General features: G+C 71.6%; 14 protein-coding genes. 7 read left to right on the forward strand and 7 right to left on the reverse strand.

Annotated features, from left to right (window positions below):
* The first annotated feature begins 77 nt into the window (after window positions 1–77).
* On the forward strand, window positions 78–902 hold the full coding sequence (locus tag AB0K00_RS04750; protein ID WP_363515350.1) for a class I SAM-dependent methyltransferase: 825 nt from the start codon (window positions 78–80) through the stop codon (window positions 900–902).
* On the opposite strand, the gene AB0K00_RS04755 is transcribed toward AB0K00_RS04750, so the two are convergent.
* From AB0K00_RS04755 to AB0K00_RS04770, 4 genes are read right to left on the reverse strand one after another with little or no spacing between them, the layout of a single operon-like run.
* On the reverse strand, window positions 899–1,741 hold the full coding sequence (locus AB0K00_RS04755; protein ID WP_363515353.1) for a fumarylacetoacetate hydrolase family protein: 843 nt from the start codon (window positions 1,739–1,741) through the stop codon (window positions 899–901). The two genes, AB0K00_RS04750 and AB0K00_RS04755, sit on opposite strands and share 4 nt — an antisense overlap.
* 34 nt (window positions 1,742–1,775) lie before the next feature.
* On the reverse strand, window positions 1,776–2,441 hold the full coding sequence (locus AB0K00_RS04760; protein WP_363515356.1) for an FCD domain-containing protein: 666 nt from the start codon (window positions 2,439–2,441) through the stop codon (window positions 1,776–1,778).
* A gap of 1 nt (window position 2,442) precedes the next feature.
* Window positions 2,443–3,132 carry a carbon-nitrogen hydrolase family protein gene (locus tag AB0K00_RS04765; protein WP_363515359.1) on the reverse strand — a complete coding sequence of 230 codons (690 nt, stop codon included), beginning with the start codon at window positions 3,130–3,132 and terminating at the stop codon, window positions 2,443–2,445.
* Between the two features lie 9 nt (window positions 3,133–3,141).
* Window positions 3,142–3,597, reverse strand: coding sequence for a MarR family winged helix-turn-helix transcriptional regulator (locus tag AB0K00_RS04770; RefSeq protein ID WP_363515362.1), 456 nt, complete (start codon window positions 3,595–3,597; stop codon window positions 3,142–3,144).
* Window positions 3,598–3,712: 115 nt separating this feature from the next.
* On the opposite strand from AB0K00_RS04770, the gene AB0K00_RS04775 reads away from it, so the two are divergent.
* On the forward strand, window positions 3,713–4,780 hold the full coding sequence (locus tag AB0K00_RS04775; protein ID WP_363515365.1) for an alkene reductase: 1,068 nt from the start codon (window positions 3,713–3,715) through the stop codon (window positions 4,778–4,780).
* Between the two features lie 39 nt (window positions 4,781–4,819).
* The gene (locus AB0K00_RS04780) at window positions 4,820–6,001 is read left to right on the forward strand and encodes a hypothetical protein (RefSeq protein WP_363515368.1); all 1,182 of its coding nucleotides are present in this window, start codon (window positions 4,820–4,822) and stop codon (window positions 5,999–6,001) included.
* A 7-nt stretch (window positions 6,002–6,008) separates the two neighbouring features.
* Here AB0K00_RS04780 and AB0K00_RS04785 read toward each other — a convergent pair whose 3' ends face one another.
* On the reverse strand, window positions 6,009–6,416 hold the full coding sequence (locus AB0K00_RS04785; RefSeq protein WP_363515371.1) for a MarR family transcriptional regulator: 408 nt from the start codon (window positions 6,414–6,416) through the stop codon (window positions 6,009–6,011).
* Between the two features lie 64 nt (window positions 6,417–6,480).
* Between AB0K00_RS04785 and AB0K00_RS04790 the strand changes: the two genes are divergently transcribed.
* Window positions 6,481–7,206: an alpha/beta hydrolase gene (locus AB0K00_RS04790; protein WP_363515374.1), complete on the forward strand. Its 726-nt coding sequence runs from the start codon at window positions 6,481–6,483 to the stop codon at window positions 7,204–7,206.
* Here AB0K00_RS04790 and AB0K00_RS04795 read toward each other — a convergent pair.
* The gene (locus AB0K00_RS04795) at window positions 7,201–8,400 is read right to left on the reverse strand and encodes a PQQ-binding-like beta-propeller repeat protein (protein ID WP_363515376.1); all 1,200 of its coding nucleotides are present in this window, start codon (window positions 8,398–8,400) and stop codon (window positions 7,201–7,203) included. The genes AB0K00_RS04790 and AB0K00_RS04795 overlap by 6 nt on opposite strands.
* Window positions 8,401–8,614: 214 nt before the next feature.
* On the opposite strand from AB0K00_RS04795, the gene AB0K00_RS04800 reads away from it, so the two are divergent.
* Window positions 8,615–10,825 carry a choice-of-anchor J domain-containing protein gene (locus AB0K00_RS04800; RefSeq protein ID WP_363515379.1) on the forward strand — a complete coding sequence of 737 codons (2,211 nt, stop codon included), beginning with the start codon at window positions 8,615–8,617 and terminating at the stop codon, window positions 10,823–10,825.
* Between the two features lie 68 nt (window positions 10,826–10,893).
* On the opposite strand, the gene AB0K00_RS04805 is transcribed toward AB0K00_RS04800, so the two are convergent.
* On the reverse strand, window positions 10,894–12,648 hold the full coding sequence (locus AB0K00_RS04805) for a discoidin domain-containing protein (RefSeq protein WP_363515382.1): 1,755 nt from the start codon (window positions 12,646–12,648) through the stop codon (window positions 10,894–10,896).
* 218 nt (window positions 12,649–12,866) lie between these two features.
* Here AB0K00_RS04805 and AB0K00_RS04810 point away from each other — a divergent pair, with 218 nt between their 5' ends.
* Both AB0K00_RS04810 and AB0K00_RS04815 read left to right on the forward strand, forming a co-directional pair.
* Window positions 12,867–14,357, forward strand: a complete 1,491-nt coding sequence (locus AB0K00_RS04810; RefSeq protein ID WP_363515385.1) for an MFS transporter — start codon at window positions 12,867–12,869, stop codon at window positions 14,355–14,357.
* 89 nt (window positions 14,358–14,446) lie between these two features.
* Window positions 14,447–15,730 carry a cytochrome P450 gene (locus AB0K00_RS04815; protein ID WP_363515388.1) on the forward strand — a complete coding sequence of 428 codons (1,284 nt, stop codon included), beginning with the start codon at window positions 14,447–14,449 and terminating at the stop codon, window positions 15,728–15,730.
* Window positions 15,731–15,856: the final 126 nt, after the last annotated feature.

The following is a 15,856-nucleotide window of genomic DNA, read 5'->3' on the forward strand; positions in this document are numbered from 1 at the left end:
GTAGGCGTCTGTCGCCTCGCCGACTAGTACAGATCCTGTACTAGTCCCGTGGCGGGCGCCGTTCCTACGGTCGAGGTATGCAGACAGTTGAGATGACCGCCGACCAGGCGTTGAAGAGCAAGCACCGGGCGATGTGGGCGCTGGGGGACTACGCGGCCGTCGCCGCCGACGTGATCCCGTCGCTCGGGCCCGTCCTCGTCGAGGCGGTCGCCGCCGGACCCGGCACCCGGGTCCTGGACGTCGCCGCCGGCTCCGGCAACGCGGCGATCCCGGCCGCCCTCGCCGGCGCCGACGTCGTCGCGACCGACCTGACCCCGGAGCTGATCGAGATCGGAAAGGGCCTCAACGACGGCCTGACGTGGCAGGTCGCCGACGCCGAGGCATTGCCGTTCGGCGACGGCACGTTCGACACCGTCATGTCCTGCGTCGGGGTGATGTTCGCCCCGCACCACCAGGTGTGCGCGGACGAGCTGGTCCGGGTGTGCCGGCCCGGCGGGACGATCGGCCTGATCAACTGGACCCCGCAGGGGTTCATCGGGCAGATGTTCGCGACGATGAAGCCCTACGCGCCGCCACCGCCGCCCGGCGTGCAGCCCCCGCCGCTGTGGGGCAGCGAGGAGCACGTCCGGGCCCTGTTCGGCGACGCGGTCACCGGCGTCGTGGCGCAACGGAAGATGCTCCGGGTCGGGGTGTTCGCGACCGCGGAGGCGTTCCTGGACTTCTTCAAGCGCAACTACGGCCCGACCATCGCGGTGTACCGCGCCAACGCCGGCAACCCGGAGGCCGTCGCGGCACTCGACGCGGCCCTGCTGGACCTGGCCCGCTCCCACGATCTCGGCGGCGGGGCGATGGACTGGGAGTATCTGCTGTTCGTTGCCCGTACCCCGGCGGAGAACGGCTAGACGAAGCGCTGGCGCTGCCGGCCCAGCCCGTCGACGGACAGCTCGACCACGTCGCCGGCGCGCAGGTAGGGCTGGCCGGCAATGCCCATCGCCACCCCGGCCGGCGTGCCGGTGTTCACCACGTCGCCGGGGTGCAGCACCATGAACTGGCTGAGATACCAGATCAGGTGCGGCACGTCGAAGATCATGTCACCGGCGAGCTCGTTCTGGCGGGCCTCGCCGTTGACCCAGGACCGCAGGCGCAGGGCCGGCACCGCCTCCATGGGCACCGGCACCAGCCACGGGCCGAGCGGGTTGAAGGTCTCGCACGACTTGCCCTTGTCCCACTGGCCGCCGCGCTCCAGCTGGAACTCCCGCTCCGAGACGTCGTTGCTGATCGCGTAGCCGGCGATGCAGGCCGCGGCGTCGTCGGGGGAGTCCAGGTAGCGTGCCTGGCGGCCGATGATCACGGCCAGCTCCACCTCGTAGTCGGTCTTGACGCTGTTGCGCGGGATCCGCACGTCGTCGTCGGGGCCGACCACGGTGTCGGACGCCTTCATGAACACGACCGGCTCGGCGGGCGGCTCGGCGCCGGACTCGGCGGCGTGGGCGCGGTAGTTGAGGCCGATGCACACCACCTTGCCGGGCCGGGCGACCGGCGCGCCGACGCGGGCCGGCGGGTCGGTGAGCACCGGCAGGGTGCCCGCGTCGAAGGCGTCGCGGGCGCGGTCGATCCCGCCGCCGGCCAGGAACACGCCGTCGATGTCGGCGGTCAGGGCCGACAGGTCCCGGGGCACGCCTTCGGCGTCGAGCACCACGGGTCGTTCCGCTCCGAAAGGTCCCAGCCGGGCAAGCTTCATGAGCCGCTACGGTACGGACGAAGTGGCCAAGTGGTCAAGCCAATGCGGCGGCCGCGATCCGCTCCAGGTGTGCGGTCATCGCCGCCCGGGCGCCGTCGGGGTCGCGGCGCTCGACGGCGGCGACGATCGCCGCGTGGTCGTCGGTGGTGTGCCGCCGCACGCCCGGCCGGGCCGCAGTGATGGACCGGCTGGAGCGGCCCAGCGTCGACAGGGACTCGAGCATCGCGGCGAGCAGCGCGTTGCCGGACGCCTCGGCGATGAGCCGGTGCAGCAGCAGGTCGGCCTCGAGCTGGTCGGCGCCGCCGATCGCGGCGCGCATGGCGGCCGCCTGCGCGTCGGTGGCGCGCTGCGCGGCGAGGGCCGCGAGGGCCGGCTCGAGCAGCAGCCGCGCCTCGAACAGCTCCCCGAGCGTGCGCTCGTTGAGGGCCATCACGAACTGCATCGGCTCCAGCAGCGTCGCGGTGTCCAAGGCCGCGACGAACGTGCCGGCGCCGTGGCGGCTCTCCAGGATGTTGAGCCCGACGAGGGAGCGGATCGTCTCGCGCAGCGTCGGCCGGCTGATCCCGAGCAGCTCACTGAGCTCCCGCTCGGCCGGCAGCCGCTGACCGGGCGCGAGCCGGCCGTCGACGATCATCTGCTGGATGCTGCGGGCCGCGTCCGCGGCCGCGGAGGTGCGGTGCAGCTTCGCGAAGTCGGCCATGTCAGGGCGCGGACATGGTCGCGGTGACGAAGGTGCCCGGCTCGGCGCCGGCCCGCGCGACGACGGCGCCGTCCGGGGACCAGATCGCGGAATGCCCGGCGGTGCGGTCGTAGCCGTCGCCGGTCGGCCCGGCGAAGCTCGCGAACGCCACCCACACCCCGTGCGCCGCGGCGATCCGCGCGCCGCGGTCGTCCTGCTCGCCGGTCTCCTCGTCGAACATGAGCGTCCCGGCCACGTAGCCGTCGATGCCGAGCGCGGCCGTGCGGGCCTGATGCTCCGGCACGCTCGTGTCCTTGCACACCGCGAGCCCGAGCCGCCACCCGTCGACGGTCACGACGGCGGGTTCGGGCCCCGGCCGGAACCGGCGCTGCTCCGAGGCGCCGAGGTACAGCTTGCGATACGCGACGCCGACCCGCCCGTCGATCGCCAGGATCCCGATGCACGGCCCGTCCACCGGCGCGCCCGCCAGCGCGAGGGTCCCCGTCTCCTGGCACGCGGCCACGAGCGGCGCGAGGCCCGGATGGTCGATCGGCACCGGGTCGGCGTCCAGCTCATAGCCGGTCAGCGACAGCTCCGGGAACACCACGACCCGCGCCCCCGCGGCCCGGACGACGGCGGCGTGGGCGGCCGCGTTCGCGACCACGTCATAGGGCACGCACACCGGCTGCGCGACGGCAACGGTCAGGGGCATGCGCGGATCCTACGTGCAGGGCAGGTTGCCCTCGAGGCATTGCAGCGCACGCAGGGCGGCGCGTTGCTCGGCGGCGCTCATCCCGCCGACCGTGTCGGCCTCCAGCGTCGACCACAGCAGCTCGATCCGCTCGCGCAGCACCAGGCTGGCCGGGGTCGGCTCGACCAGGGTGGCCCGGCCGTCGGCGGGGTCGGCGACGCGGCGCACGTAGCCGGCCCGCTCGAGGCGCTGGACGCTGCGGGTCATGCTCGCCGAGTCGGTGTCGAACTGGGTGGCCAGCTCGCTCTGCCGCTGCGGGCCGCAGTCCCACAGCATCATCAGGATCAGCTCCTGCCCCGGGTGCAGGCCGACCTCGCGCAGCAGCTGCCGGGCGTGGGCCTTGTGCGCCTTCGCCAACCGCACGATGGCGTGGCTGATCGGCCCGCAGACCGCGGCCGCGGGCCGGATCCTTGGTTCGGCGGCCATTACCCGAGTTTAGCTGTTCGGACCAGTGTGGGTCCCGTCACCACGTACCAGCGGAATGAACGCCGACCATGGCAGATTTACCTGTGCGGAACAGTTAACCGAGAGGGAGCCTGTGATGAGCACAGCGTTCGAACCGGTCCGCATCGGCCGGCACACCGCGCGCAACCGGGTCGTGATGGCGCCGATGACGCGCAACCGCGCCTACGGGCCGGGTGGCAGCCCGACCGAGCTGATGGCGACCTACTACGCGCAGCGCGCCGGCGCCGGCCTGATCGTCACCGAGGGCACCCAGCCGTCGCCGATCGGGCAGGGCTACCTCAACACGCCCGGCCTGCACGCACCCGAGCAGATCGAGGGCTGGCGGGCGGTCACCGACGCGGTCCACGCCCAGGGCGGCCTCATCTTCGCCCAGCTCATGCACACCGGCCGGATCGGCCACCCCACCCTCAACCGGCTCGCCGCGACCCCGGTCGGCGCGTCCGCGGTCCGTGCCGACGGCACGGTCCTCACCGCGGACGGCCCCGCGGACCTCGTCACCCCGGAGCCCCTGGACGACAAGGGCATCCGGCAGACCGTCGAGGACTTCGCTGACGCCGCCCGCAACGCGATCGAGGCCGGGTTCGACGGCGTGGAGCTGCACGGCGCCAACGGCTACCTGCTGCACCAGTTCCTGGCCACCGGCACCAACCGCCGCGACGACGAGTGGGGCGGCGGCCCCGAGGGCCGGATCCGCTTCCCGGTCGCCGTGATCGAGGCGGTCGCGGCCGCGATCGGCGCCGACCGGGTCGGCCTGCGCATCTCGCCGTCCAACCCCTACAACGACATCGTCGAGGACGACCACCGCGAGACCTACGCGGCGCTGCTGGCCGCCATCGACCCCCTCGGCCTGGCCTACCTGCACGTCGCGGAAGGCCCGGACGTGGAGTTTACGCCGCAGCTGCGGCAGCGGTGGAGCGGCACGCTGATCCTCAACCCGTTCACGCCCGGCGCCTACACCGGCCCGGACGCGCTGCGGCACGTCGAGACCGGCGCGAGCGACCTGGTGTCCTTCGGTGCGCTCTTCCTCGCCAACCCGGACCTGCCGGACCGGCTGCGCGCCGGCGCCGGCTTCAACGCCCCCGACTACGGCAAGGCCTACGGCGGCGACCACACCGGCTACACGGACTACCCGACCCTGCCCTAAGACCTTGACGTTCATCGATATGACTGCTTGGCTGCGAGGGTGTCTTACCGGCGGTTCGTCACCCTCGCGGCCTGCGGCCTGGTCCTGCTGAGCGCCGCACCGGCGCACGCCTCCCCGCCCCTGCCGGAGCCCGGGGCGGACAATGCCTGGTCCGCGTGGCTCGGCACCGGCGGCGGCGACGACGTCAACGTCACCTGGTCCGGCGCCGTGCTGCGGCTCGCCGACCCGGCCACGGCGCCGGGCGGCCAGCGGGCGCCGGTCGCGCAGGGCATGCTGCTGACCGCGCCGCACGTCCTCGCCACCCCGGCCGACCGGGTCACCGCGCAGGTCGCGGGCGCACCGGCGGGGGTGGAGGTCGAGTACCGCGGCCAGGCCGGCGACCGGTGGACCGAGTGGCAGGCGGCGGGCGCGGCCCTGCCGGAGTCCGTCGGCGCGGTGCAGGTCCGCGTGCTGCTGACCGGCGCCGCCACCGTCACCGCGGTCCGCCTCACCGCGGACCGCACGTCCGGCGCTCCGCCCGCGCTGGCGGCGGTCGGCTCCGTCCACCGCATCTACGCGACCCGCGAGGGCCTGGTCGGCGGCACCACCGCCAACGGGCACGTCATCACCTCCCGGGACCATTTCGTGGCGCTGCCGTCCCGGCGCGGCCTGGCGCCGAAGAACACCGGCGACTACACGGTCCGGGTCTGCACGACCAGCGGCGCGAGGTGCGAGTTCGCGCCGGTCTGGGACGTCGGGCCGTGGAACACCACCGACGACTACTGGAACCCGCCCGCGACCCGCCAGTCGTGGAAGGACCTCCCGCAGGGGCGGCCCGAGGCGCAGGCGGCCTACCAGAACGGCTACAACGGCGGCAAGGACCAGTTCGGGCGGACCGTGGCCAACCCGGCCGGCATCGATCTCGCCGACGGCGTGTTCTGGGACGGGCTGCAGCTCACCACGAACTCCTGGGTCGACGTCGCCTACCTGTGGACCGCCGGCGGGCCGCGCGGCGTCGTCGGCAGCGGACCGCTGAACATCCGCGCCGGTGCCACCTCGACGGCCGCGAGCAAGGGCTACGCGGCCACCGCCGCCCAGGTCCCGATCGAGTGCTGGGTGACCGGCCAGTCGATCGCCGGGCCCTACGGCACGACCACCCGCTGGGACCGCGTCGGCGCGGGGCAGTACGTCAGCCACGCCTACATCGCCTCGACCTCCGGCGGTGCCGCGCCCGCCTGCTGAACCCCGGTCAGGAGTCCAGCAGCCGGGTCAGCAGGTCGCCGAGCTGGTCGCGCTCGGCCGGGGTGAGCGGGGCGAACGACGCCCCGATCACCCGGTCGACGAGGACGTCACCGGCCTCCTTGAGCTCCAGGCCGCGCGGTGTCAGGCGGTGCCGCACCGCGCGGCCCGGGCCCGGGGTCCGCTCGATCAGCCCCCGGTCGGCCATCCGGGTGGCAAGGGACCCGAACGACTGGTCGGTCTGGAACGTCAGCACGGCCAGGTCGTGCAGCGACGCGTCGGGGTGCCGGGCCAGGTGCCGCAACGTGTCCCACTGCACCAGGGAGACGCCGAGCTCGGCCAGTGCCGCGTTGAGCGCCCGGTGGTGACGGTGCTGCAGCCGCTTCACGAGCAGCGCGACGTCCTGGTCGGTCCGCATGCCGCCATGGTACCGACGACAAGTCAGCTTGTTTGTATAAGGTTCCTTGTATAAGCTTCCTGATATGAGCCTGACCTATGAGGACCAGGGCACCGGACGCACGGTGCTGCTGCTGCACGGCGGCGCGGGACCGCGCTCGGTGCTGCCGTTCGCGCAGCGGCTCGCGACCGGGGCCCGCGTGATCGTGCCGACCCACCCCGGTTTCGACGACACGCCCGGCGGGCCGGCCGGGGTCGGCGACCTCGCGGAGCAATACCTGGCGCTGCTCGACGAGCTCGGCCTCGGCGGCGTCGCGGTCATCGGCAACTCGATCGGCGGCTGGATCGCCGCGGAGATGGCGGTGCGCGACACCGGGCGGCGCCTCGACCGGCTCGTCCTCGTCGGCGCGGTCGGCATCGCCGTGCCGGACCACCCGGTCGCGGACTTCTTCGCGCTCGACTTCGCCGAGCTGGCGCAGCGCTCCTACGCGAACCCGGACGCGTTCCGCATCGACCCCGCCGCACTCACCGACGCCCAGCGCGCCACCATGGCCGGCAACCGGCGGGCGATCGCACACTATTCGGGCCCGCACGAGATGGCGGACCCCGGGCTGCGGGCGCGGCTGCGGGACGTCGCCGTGCCCACGCTCGCGCTGTGGGGCGAGAGCGACCGCATCGTCGACCCGGACTACGGCCGGGCCTACGCCGCCGCGATCCCCGGCGCCACGTTCGTGCTGCTGCCCGGCACCGGGCACCTCCCGCTGATCGAGACCCCGGACCAGGTCCTGGAGGTCCTCGATCAGCACCTATAGCGCCCGGCCGGGCCGCCACAGGCGGGTCTGCCCGTCCGCGCCGACGCAGACCAGCCGCAGCCCGGTGCGGCCGGGCCCGCCGGCCAGGCAGCGGGTCTGCGGGCCGGGCAGCGTGCCCAGCACGTCGAGGCGGCCCAGGGTCAGGTCGACGACGCCGACGGCGCCGCCCCGCTGCATGACGGGCGCGGCGGAGCCCTCGGCCGGCGGGAGCAGCCGCCAGCCGGGCAGCGAGCGTTGCTCGCCGTCGCGCCACCGCACGAGCCGCGCGTCGGCCCCGAGCACGTAGGACGGCCCGGGGACCGGCTCCCGCAGGACCCCCACCGTCCACCGGGTCCGGCCGGTGGCCGGGTCGAGCGCCCTGGTCACGCCGCCGCCGGTGACGCACAGCCACGGGCCGCACGCCGCCGCGGCGCCGTCGAGGGGGACGCTCCACGCCGGGCCCGACCCGTCGTGCGGCCGGCCCGTGAGGCGGCCCGGCCGGCTGGGATCGGGCTGGTCGGCGGCGATCACGCCGGCGCCGGCGGCCAGCACGATCGACGTCTCCGTCACCGTCACGGCGCTGAGGTGCCGGCCGTCCATGGCGTACGTGTCGACGCCGCCCGTGTCGCCGACCGCCGCGAACCAGCCGTCCCCGACGACGACCGGCCGGCCGTCCGGGAACCGCATCGCCCAGCGCGGGGCGCCGTCCGCCGGGTCGACGGACGTCAGCCTGGTCACGTGCCGGCGGTCGCCGCAGCCGCCCCCCTCGGCCAGGAGCAGGTCACCGCCGGGCAGCACGGCACCGGTTGCCGTCCACAGTGGACGGCCGGTGGCCGGGTCGAGCCGGTCGACGGACGGGGCGTGCTGCGGGTCGCACGGCTGGTGCGTGACCAGCACCGCGCCGGCACCGGCGATCATGAGGTCCGGGTCCGGGCCCGCCAGGGGCCGGCGCCAGCGTTCGGCGCCGTCCGACCAGGCGTACGCGGTCACGTTCCAGGCCAGGGTGCCGTTGCCGCGCAGCACGTAGAACGCGTCGCCGGCGCCGGCCAGCCGCATCGTGCCCGGCGGCAGCCAGGCGACCGGCTCCATCGGCGCGGGCGCCCGCAGCTGGAGGGTGGCGGGACCGACGGCGGCCAGGACGAGCGGCACCGCCCACCACGGCGGGCGCCGGCGACGGGCGGTCGGCGGCGGCGCGGTCGCGTCCAGGTCGATCACGGATCCACGGTAGGCGCAGATCCGGCCGACGGAATCAGTTAATTGATGGCACTGAATGTATTCCTATCCCTCGTCTACACCCTCGCCCTTCGATGCGAGCGCTGCCGATGGATACGGCGGCGATAGTGTGCGTTGTCAATATCATCACGGGCGGTCTGCCCGTTTCCGGTCACGGTCACCCCGCCCGGACGGCAGGCCGACTTGAGGAGGCTTCATGGTGCGAAAACGCCTGGTCACGACCGCGGTCGTCGTCCTCGCCGCGCCGGTGCTCGTCGCGCTGCCGGGTTCCCCGGCGTCGGCGGCCCCGGTCAAGGCGCCTGCGGCGTCCAGTGCGAGCAAGACGTCCGACACGCGGCACATGACCCGCACGCAATTCACGTTGGACGGCAAGCTGGTCGACACGTCGAAGATGGCCAAGCCGGCGCAGAAGCGTGCGCTTGCGGCGGGGGAGACCCCGACCGTCGGCACGGTCCGTCAGTGGCTGGGTTCGGACGACTACCAGGGCCGGCTGTACCGCAAGGACTACGTCCTGCGCGGTGTCGGCGAGCACATCGAGGTCTGGGTCGCGGTCGACACCTCGTTCCCGGCGGGCGACTGCCGTAACGCGGTGCCGAACACGACCACGGTCACCGACGCGCAGGTGACGAACTTCATCCACGAGTTCGACACCAACATGTACCCGAAGGAGACCGCCGCCTTCAGTACCCCGCCGAACCGGGACGGCAGCAACGCGCTGCTCGGCCCGGACGCCAACGGCAACGGCGGCGTCTACACCGGCGGCGGCGAGAAGACGGTGACGCTGGTCGACAACGTCCGGGACGACAATTACTACACGTTCCCGGCCGCGACGACCTACATCGCCGGCTTCTTCTCCACCCAGTTCAACGAGCTGTTCGACCGCAACGTCATGACGATCGACGCGTTCGACTGGGAGCACCGCACCGGTGCCAACCCCGTTGACGCGCCGTCCAGTGACGTGTGCACCAGCCGCCCGGCCCGGCCGACCCTCTACGAGGGCACGTTCGCGCACGAGTGGCAGCACCTGCTGCTGTCCTACGTCGACCCGAACGAGTCGACGTGGCTCAACGAGGGTCTGTCGGACTTCGCGCAGACGCTCACCGGCTACGTCGACGGCACCAAGACGGTCTTCGACAAGGGCGGCGACAGCCACCTGTACTGCTTCCAGGGTTACGGCCCGGTGCAGACACCCTTCAACCCCAACCCGCGTGACTGCGGTGGGTCCCAGAACTCGCTCAACCTCTGGGGTGAGGGCGGCAGCGGCGCGGGTGTGCTCGCCGACTACGGCAACGCATACCAGTTCCTGCTGTACCTCTACGACCACTACGGTCAGGATGTCATCGAGCGGCTGCACCACGACGCTGACCTGCAGGGTCTCGCCAGTGTGGACGCTGCGGTGAAGGCCGAGGGCGCCAAGGGCGTGTACACGGTGCTGCACGACTACCAGTCGTCGGTGCTGCTGGACAAGCTCCTCGACGACTCGCGGTTCAGCATCGTGCTCGGCGCGGACAAGAAGAAGGTCACGTCGAAGAGCGTCCGCTCCTCGGTGAACCTCGCGAACACGCAGAGCTACAGCGTGCCCGGAGCGGCGCCCAACGGTGCCGACTACGTGCTGCTGCAGAAGAACGGCACGGCCATCAAGGGCAAGGACCTGCGGTCCTTGAAGTTCACGGGCGCTGCCCAGCTGCCGGCGCTGCCGCTGGCTTGGACGCTGGTGAACAACGACCCCGACCGGCCGGGCAACTCGGTGCTGTTCTCGGGCAACGCCAACAACACCGACGCCACCGCGGTCATCCCGGTGACGGTCCCCGCCACCAACGCGACGCTGTCCTTCGCTGCGAAGTACGGCGCCGAGCTCGGGTACGACTACGGCTACGTCGTGGTCTCCACCGACGGTGGCACGACCTACACCGCGATCCCGGGTGACAAGACCGTCGACGGGCCGCTCGGCCCGGGCCTGAACGGCACGACGACCGGCTTCGAGGCCCACAGCTACGACCTGTCCGCGTACGCGGGCAAGTCGATCCTGCTGGGCTTCCGCTACGTCAGCGACGGCGGTGTCAACGAGGGCGGCCTGCTCATCGACGACATCACCCTCGGCGGCACGCTGCTGAGCGACGGGTCCAGCCTGGCCCCGTTCGACTCGCCGACGGAGATCAACCCGGTCGAGGTCAACAACTGGAACGTCAGGCTCGTCGGCATCGACGAGGCGAACCACCTCGCGTGGCAGTTCGAGTTCAACGGGAAGAACTCCGTCTCGCTGAACTGGATCCAGCTGGCGCTGCTGTCGCTGTTCCCGAAGGTCGTGGCGGTTGTCGCCTACGACGAGCCGACGGAGCAGGTCCAGCAGTACGCGCCGTACACCCTCACGGTGAACGGTGTGCTCCAGCCGGGCGGCAGCTCCTGACGCACATGCGGTAAAGGGCGGGCACCCCTGGTCTCCAGGGGTGCCCGCTCTGCTTGCTACAGCGGCCGTTACCAGCCGACGGCCACCAGCAGCCACTGCGGGTTGCCGTGGGAGACGAACGAGGACTGGCCGGCGTAGTCGTCGTACGGGAACCCGTAGGCGAGCCGGTCGATGGCGTGGTCGTGCCAGAACTTGGCGTAGTAGTTGGCCGGCGCCGCCTGGTAGTACAGGCTCGGCGTCGACCACTGCGACTCCGGCAGCTGCTTGACGTGCCGGTTGAGGGCGGCACAGTTGCCCGGGTCGTTCGCCAGGACCCCGGCACAGCCGAAGACGTCCGAGGTCGGGGCGTTGATGCCGTACTGCGCGGCGTACGCGGTGAAGTAGTTCGCGTTGACGCCGCCCGTGCGGAACGTCGGGTCGCTGCCCGGCGCGATGATCCGGTACGGCGCCTGCGACTGTGCCAGGACGTCGAACTGCGCCGGGACCTCGTTGATGAACCGCTGGAACGTCGCCGCCCGGCTCTCGGCGAACGTCGCCTGGTCCTCGCCGACCTGCACGTCGTAGCCGTCGCGGGCGTGCAGCCGCATCGCCAGCTTCAGGCCGAACGCGTCGACGCGGGTGGTGTTGCCGTTGAACACGGCCGGCCCGACGGTGAACTCGATGAAGTCGTAGTACTGGCTGTTCGGGCTGCCCAGGTAGAAGTACATGCGGCCGGCGGAGTTGGCGGGCATGTCGAGGTACGGCTGCTCGGCGATGCTGTGCGTCTGCCCGTTGAAGCTCCAGTAGACCTGGCTGTCCGGGTACTGGCCGTTGGTGCGGTTGAGCACCTTGACCATGACGACGTTGGCCGGGTTCGGGATCGTGCTGGTGTCGCCCCAGAACGTCCCCGGCGGCTGCGAGCTCGGCGGGGTGCTCGGCGGCTGTGACACCGGCCCGGTGGTGCGGATCTGGAACTCCCACAGCGAGTAGCCGTAGGCGGTGGCCCGCGCGGTGCCGTTCATCCGCACGTACCGGCCGCTGCCGGACACCGCGAGGGTCTGGACGCCACCCGTGCCGGTGGTGGTGGAGTAGATGCTCGTCCAGGTGGTGCCGTTCGTGGAGGTCTGGACGCTGAACGACCGCGCGTAGGCGGCCTCCCAGTTGAGCACCACCTGGCAGATGGTCGCGGTGGCGCCGAGGTCGACCTGGATCCATTGCGGGTCGCTGAACGCGCTCGACCAGCGGGTGCCGGTGTTGCCGTCGGTGGCGAGAGCCGCGCCGGACGCGGCGTTCTCCGCCGACGACGCGGTCGTGGGCCGCCCCTGCGCGGCGTTCGCGGTCCCGCAGCCGGTGGACCCGGTCGTGCCGTAGACCTGGAACTCCCACAGTGAGTAGCCGTAGGCGGTGGCCCGCGCGGTGCCGTTCATCCGCACGTACCGGCCGCTGCCGGACACGGCAAGGGTCTGGACGCCGCCCGTGCCGGTGGTGGTGGAGTAGATGTTCGTCCAGGTGGTGCCGTTGGTGGAGGTCTGGATGGTGAACGACCGGGCGTAGGCGGCCTCCCAGTTGAGCACCACCTGGTCGATGGTGGCGGTGGCGCCGAGGTCGACCTGGATCCATTGCGGGTCGCTGAACGCGCTCGACCAGCGGGTGCCGGTGTTGCCGTCGGTGGCGAGGGCCGCGCCGGACGCGGCGTTCTCCGTCGACGACGCGGTCGTCGGCTTGCCCTGGGACAGCAGGCTGCTGGCGGCGTTGGCGGAGGTGGTGACGGTGAAGGCGGCGTAGCCGGCGACGAGCGCCGCCACGAGCAGGCCGGCGATGCGCCGGCCCCGTGTTCCTGACATGCGTTCTCCCTGGGTGGAGGGTGTGAACGACCGTCGCCGCACCACGTCGATGCACCGGGAGGGCGGGTAGCCGGCGCTGGCGGGCGTGCGGTCGCAGGGGAGAAGAGAGCGCTCTCTCAGGACTCAGCGTCGTCGATCTGCGATGGCGCGTCAAGGGCCGGGTTTTGAGGTTCGCCGATGCGGGCACGGGGCGGGGAGGGAATCCTGGGAGGTGCACCTTGTCCGACACGCAATCCGCCCCGGCGCCGACCGGTGGCATCATCCGGAGCCTCATCCCCGCCCGGATCGACCGGCTGACCTGGGCCCCGTTCCACACCAGAATGGTGCTGGCACTGGGCACCGCCTGGGTCCTCGACGGTCTGGAGATCACCATCGCGAGCGCCGTGGGTGCGGTGCTCAACAAGGACGAGACACTTGGCCTGAGCAGCACACAGGTCGGCGCCATCGCCACCGTGTACCTGCTGGGCGAGGTGTTCGGCGCCCTGCTCTTCGGCCGCCTGTCCGATGCGCTCGGCCGCAAGAACCTGTTCGTCGTCACTCTCGGCGTCTACCTCGCGGGCAACGCGCTGACCGCGCTGACCTGGGGCAACAGCACCCTGAGCCTGGTGTTCCTGTACCTGACGAGATTCATCGCCGGTGCGGGCATCGGCGGCGAGTACGCGGCGATCAACTCGGCCATCGACGAGATGATGCCGGCCAAGTACCGCGGCCGCGTCGACATCGGCGTCAACGGCACCTACTGGGGCGGCGCCATCATCGGCACCCTCGGCACGTACATCCTGCTCAACCACATCTCGCTGAACATCAGCTGGCGGCTGGGCTTCCTGATCGGGCCGATCATCGGCCTGGCCATCTGGAACCTGCGCCGGCACCTGCCCGAGAGTCCGCGCTGGCTGATCATGCACGGCCGGGAGCAGGAGGCCGAGGACAGCATCGCCGGGATCGAGCGCGACGTCGAGCGGTCCGGGCAGACCCTCGCCCCGGTCGACGAGAACGCCGCCATCGAGGTCCGCCCGTCCGCGTCGCACGGGTACCTGTCGCTGCTCAAGGTGCTGTTCCGGCACTACCCGTCCAGATCGGTCCTGTCCGCGACCCTGATGATCACGCAGTCGTTCCTGTACAACGCGATCTTCTTCACGTACACGCTGGTCCTGTCGAAGTTCTACGACGTCGACGCGGAGAAGACCCCGATCTACCTGATCGCGTTCGCGCTGGGCAACCTCGCCGGCCCCCTGCTGCTCGGGCACCTGTTCGACACCATCGGCCGGCGCAAGATGATCGCCGGAACCTACATCCTGTCCGGGGTGCTGCTGGCGATCTCGGCCTGGATGTTCGACGCGGGCATGCTCAACGCGTTCACGCAGACCCTGGCCTGGTGCATCATCTTCTTCTTCGCCTCGGCCGGTGCCAGCTCCGCGTACCTGACCGTCAGCGAGATCTTCCCGCTCGAGGTCCGGGCCCAGGCGATCGCGGTGTTCTTCGCCATCGCCCAGTGCTTCGGCGCGATCGGCCCGATCTTCTACGGCTGGCTGATCGGCGAGGGCGAGGATCCTGGCAAGCTCTTCATCGGGTATCTCATCGGCGCCGCCGTGATGATCATCGGTGGTGTTGTCGAGTGGATCCTCGGCGTGGATGCCGAGGGCAAGTCCCTGGAGGAGGTGGCGGTGCCCCTCTCTGCCGTGACGACCCGTCCCCGGGCGACGGGGTGAGCCCAGGTTGACCTTGGAGACTTTGTCTGCCCATGACCAGACAAAGTCTCCAAGGTCAACAGGCACCGGTCATGGTACCGTCTAGTACCATGACCGGCACGATGCTGCGGTGGGCCACGAAGCACGGGTTCGCGCGGATGGGGATCAGCGCGGCGGCCCGCAAGGGCGACATCCAGGCCCGCTACTTCGTCGACCCCGAGGTGCGCGAGGACCCGTACCCCTTCTACGACCGGATCCGCGAGCAGGGCCCGCTCGTGCGCGGCAGCCTCATGTGGGCGACCGCCCGGCACGATGTCGCCTCGGCGGTGCTGCGCAGCGACGCGTTCGGCGTCGGCTTCAGCGACCGGCGGCTGCCGACCCCCGTGGCGCTGCTGTGGCGGCTCAGCCGGCGCACCGCCCCGATCGGCCCGGTCGACCCGCCGTCGATGCTGGTCACGGACCCGCCGGAGCACACCCGGTACCGCCGCCTGGTCTCGAAGGTCTTCACCGCCCGGGCGATCGAGGCGCTGCGACCCAGGATCGAGCGGACCGCGCAGGAGCTGCTCGACGGGCTCGGGCCGCGGTTCGACCTGGTGGAGCGCTACGCCGCGCTGCTGCCGGTCACCGTCATCGCCGACATCCTCGGCGTGCCCCTGGACATGCGGCGGCAGTTCCTGGACTGGGGCACCATGTCCGCGCCGACGCTCGACCTGGGGCTGACCTACCGGCAGTACCGGCGCACTGAGATCGGCATCCGGCGCAGCAACGCCTGGATGCGCGGGCACTTCGAGCGGCTCCGCAAGGCGCCCGGCGACGACCTGCTCAGCCAGCTGGTGCACCTGGAGGGCGAGCAGCTCACCGACGACGAGCTCCTCGCCACCGCGGGCCTGCTGCTCGCCGCCGGTTTCGAGACGACGGTCAATCTCCTGGGTACGGGTGCCGCGCTGCTCATGACCCACCCGGACCAGCTGGCGAAGCTGCACGGCGACCCGGGCCTGTGGCGGGGCGCGGTGGAGGAGATGCTGCGCTTCGACTCGCCGGTGCAGAACACGGCCAGGGTCTGCCAGCGGCCGGTCGAGATCGCCGGCACGAGGCTCCAGCCCGGGCACGTGGTGGTGCCGATGCTCGGCGGCGCGAACCGGGACTCCGCCGTGTTCACCGACCCGGGCAGTTTCGACGTGACCCGGCCCAACGCGCGGGAGCACCTGTCGTTCTCCGGCGGCGTGCACTACTGCCTCGGCGCTGCCCTCGCCCGCCTGGAAGGCGAGGTAGGGCTGAAGGCGCTGTTCGATCGGCACCCCGGCCTCGTCATTGACGGCACCCCGCGGCGCCGGCGCACCCGGGTACTGCGCGGTTACGCATCGCTACCGGTAGCGGTATCGGTGTCCGTCTGACCTCAGGCGTGTTTCCGCCAGAACAATTGCGCCGCATTTCTGTGCGACCGCGAAATGAACGGCGGCGGCGAAACAATGTCGACGCAATTTCGTCACCGTTCATTCGATGAATTGCTATTCCCGCAT

The sequence above is a fragment of the Dactylosporangium sp. NPDC049525 genome, from assembly GCF_040676755.1.
Classification (GTDB): Bacteria; Actinomycetota; Actinomycetes; order Mycobacteriales; family Micromonosporaceae; genus Dactylosporangium.

Bases quoted from the DNA above. Each gene is read 5' to 3' on its own strand.
- AB0K00_RS04750 (WP_363515350.1), top strand. From the start codon at position 78: ATGCAGACAGTTGAGATGACCGCCGACCAGGCGTTGAAGAGCAAGCAC.
- AB0K00_RS04755 (WP_363515353.1), bottom strand. From the start codon at position 1,741: ATGAAGCTTGCCCGGCTGGGACCTTTCGGAGCGGAACGACCCGTGGTG.
- AB0K00_RS04760 (WP_363515356.1), bottom strand. From the start codon at position 2,441: ATGGCCGACTTCGCGAAGCTGCACCGCACCTCCGCGGCCGCGGACGCG.
- AB0K00_RS04765 (WP_363515359.1), bottom strand. From the start codon at position 3,132: ATGCCCCTGACCGTTGCCGTCGCGCAGCCGGTGTGCGTGCCCTATGAC.
- AB0K00_RS04770 (WP_363515362.1), bottom strand. From the start codon at position 3,597: ATGGCCGCCGAACCAAGGATCCGGCCCGCGGCCGCGGTCTGCGGGCCG.
- AB0K00_RS04775 (WP_363515365.1), top strand. From the start codon at position 3,713: ATGAGCACAGCGTTCGAACCGGTCCGCATCGGCCGGCACACCGCGCGC.
- AB0K00_RS04785 (WP_363515371.1), bottom strand. From the start codon at position 6,416: ATGCGGACCGACCAGGACGTCGCGCTGCTCGTGAAGCGGCTGCAGCAC.
- AB0K00_RS04790 (WP_363515374.1), top strand. From the start codon at position 6,481: ATGAGCCTGACCTATGAGGACCAGGGCACCGGACGCACGGTGCTGCTG.
- AB0K00_RS04800 (WP_363515379.1), top strand. From the start codon at position 8,615: ATGGTGCGAAAACGCCTGGTCACGACCGCGGTCGTCGTCCTCGCCGCG.
- AB0K00_RS04805 (WP_363515382.1), bottom strand. From the start codon at position 12,648: ATGTCAGGAACACGGGGCCGGCGCATCGCCGGCCTGCTCGTGGCGGCG.
- AB0K00_RS04815 (WP_363515388.1), top strand. From the start codon at position 14,447: ATGACCGGCACGATGCTGCGGTGGGCCACGAAGCACGGGTTCGCGCGG.